The sequence below is a fragment of the Streptococcus sp. UBA632 genome (genome assembly GCF_002300045.1).
GTDB lineage: Bacteria > Bacillota > Bacilli > Lactobacillales > Streptococcaceae > Streptococcus > Streptococcus alactolyticus.
Map to the genome: position 1 here is coordinate 2,812 of NZ_DBPA01000026.1, position 2,473 is coordinate 5,284.

A 2,473-nucleotide genomic window follows, 5' to 3' on the forward strand; every position below is an offset into this window, starting at 1 on the left:
GAGTCCCCAATTCGGCAATCACTGCCTCCTCATTTTCTGGGCCAGACTCGTCAAAATATTCCCTAAAATAGTCCATCGCCTCTTGGTAGTCATCCTTTGGCAATTTCCGTAAATACCAATCTAATTTAGCTAAATACTCAACTTTCGTCATCCTCTAATCTCCCTTCAATAATCTCGTCAACCTTTTCCTGATAAAGTTTCCACTCCGTTTTCAAAAAAGCCAATTGCTCCTTGCCACTGTCAGTAATGGCATAGTACTTGCGTTTACGTCCTTGATATTCTTGTTGATAAGTGCTTAAGTAACCTGCTTTTTCCAATTTTTTTAAAATCGGGTACAAAGTGGATTCTTTGATATTTGCCAGCTTTTTAATCGTGTGACTAATGGCATACCCATAAGAATCCTCTCTGTCAACAATAGCCAGAACAAGAAATTCAATAACAGTTGCTGAAGTTGGAAAATACATACCTGCTCCTTTCTCTTATATATAAAAATTTTATATATAATTATTTTATATATAAATCATATAGTAAACAATACAGGAAGTCAAGCTAAATATATAGAAACTTTATATATAAAATAAAAATCCCTTCGGAATAGGCTTCAGAAAAGCGATAAGAAGGATTAAATGATTCTAGAAAAATGACTAATAAGCTCTAAATGAGGCAAGTCTTGTCTTTAATCCAAAATAAAAAATCCCTGAAACAATCATTTCAAGAGATTTTTAGGGTCTTTATTATTTAACTTCAGTAAAGGTTAAATATTATCTATTTTAGCTATCGAAAACCTTGTAATACCAAGGTTTCCGGAAATACATCAAAATGATGTAGAGATATATGTAGAGATGGATTTTCTATGTAGTTAATTCGTTAAGTTTTGCTTGGAATAGACTAACAGCTTCAAATTTTTTCTTTGGAGCCAATTCTGCATAGGTATCCATTGTTGTTGAAATTGATTTATGTCCTAATCGACTTTGCAATTCTTTCCAATTTGCACCCGCATTAAGCATCATTGAAGCGTGGGTATGACGAAATAGATGAAAACCATAGCACCTCTTTCTGAATGATTTTTTCAAGTTTTTATCAACTTGAAGACATTAATTTACTCCTTGTTCAGAAAAAGATGAATGACAGTTGATGCCTATCAATTACCATTATGTGCAAAAGAATTGAGAGTTTCCCTCAAATCTCTCTATATAATCTTTTTTTACCCTTGTCGACGCATGACGAGTTTCAATACTTGGGCAATAATCAGCCATAATACAAGTGCTATAATGACAATCCAAATCCACGCTTGTGGCTCGTTTTGCCATGGCAACGGAACATTCATCCCAAAGAATCCAGTGATAACAGCAAGAACTGCGAGTAAAATGGATAATATCGTTAAAATAGTCAGGTTGTCATTCAAGTTATTGTTCAAGATATTATTGTAGGCGCCTGACAATTGTTGAAGAATCTGAGAATCCAGCTGCGTCATGGCTGCTAGCTGACGTGCTTCAATTAATGCATCGTCCAGTTCTTCCAATTCAATGCTACCGAGTTTTTGAATATGTGGGTGGTTCCGCAATTGTTCCAACACGAACACATTTTGATTTCCTGCGGTTAGTAAATAGACTAACCCAGTTTCCAAGTCAGACAGCTCTAATAGCAGTTGCTTGGTCGTCCTCTTTCTTAACTTAGCATTGAGCATATCTTTATCACGATCCAATTGATCCAAAACAGGGAAATATTCTTTGGAAGCAATCGTTAAGGAGGCGAATAGGAACTGTTGACAGGTCAAAACTGTATTATTAGCCAAATAGTTTTCTAGTTTTTCCAGCAAATAAGCATTTCTCGCATTGAAAATCGTAATAAACTGATTTTGTTGCACAATAAACGCCATCGGTGTGGTTTCATAATAATTATCCTCTTTTGTTATATCAAGAAGATTAAAAATCAATAATAATCGATCGAGTTTTACATTGTATTCAAAATGAGCCCTTTCATTTTTGTCTAATGCATATGAGACCAATTCTTTATCTAATCCATAGTCTTCGACTAATTGTTTGTCTATCATTTCTCTTTCTGAATGGATAATAATCCAGCTCAGCTCATTATTGTTGCCAAAACGTTTTTCAATCACTTTCTGCCCTCCTATCTCTTGATCTAACTATTATAGTTTATAAACATTTCTTTGACAAGTTTTTCAATATTGTTGAAGAGATATTGAAAATGGAAATAGAAACTGATAATTTCTAGCTATCACTTCTACCCACTCCAAAAATTTTTTCACTCTGATACTTCCCCACTCAAAAGAAAAAAGCCTTGCAACCAAGGCTTTTCATTATCCCTTTCATTCAAAGATTTCTAGGCTTTTACGAGCAGTGCAACACACTCGATGTGGATTGAAGTAATAGAAAAAGAAACATACAGCTTTATTACCAAAGTGGAGTATTGCTCCAAATACATATAAAATACATAAAATTCAATAGCGAAT

3 protein-coding genes and 1 pseudogene are annotated in these 2,473 nt (G+C 34.2%); all 4 read right to left on the reverse strand.

The features are described from left to right. Positions 1–151: DUF1700 domain-containing protein (locus B3473_RS07360; protein WP_414717674.1), on the reverse strand; the 151-nt coding region annotated here is incomplete at its 3' end. Then, positions 138–464, reverse strand: coding sequence for a PadR family transcriptional regulator (locus B3473_RS03385; protein ID WP_235281093.1), 327 nt, complete (start codon positions 462–464; stop codon positions 138–140). The genes B3473_RS07360 and B3473_RS03385, both read right to left, overlap by 14 nt. Before the next feature lie 387 nt (positions 465–851). Beyond that, positions 852–1,046, reverse strand: a pseudogene (locus B3473_RS03390) (tyrosine-type recombinase/integrase); the annotation flags it as partial. A gap of 158 nt (positions 1,047–1,204) precedes the next feature. Further along, on the reverse strand, positions 1,205–2,119 hold the full coding sequence (locus tag B3473_RS03395; protein ID WP_167829291.1) for a magnesium transporter CorA family protein: 915 nt from the start codon (positions 2,117–2,119) through the stop codon (positions 1,205–1,207). Between the last annotated feature and the right edge of the window lie 354 nt (positions 2,120–2,473).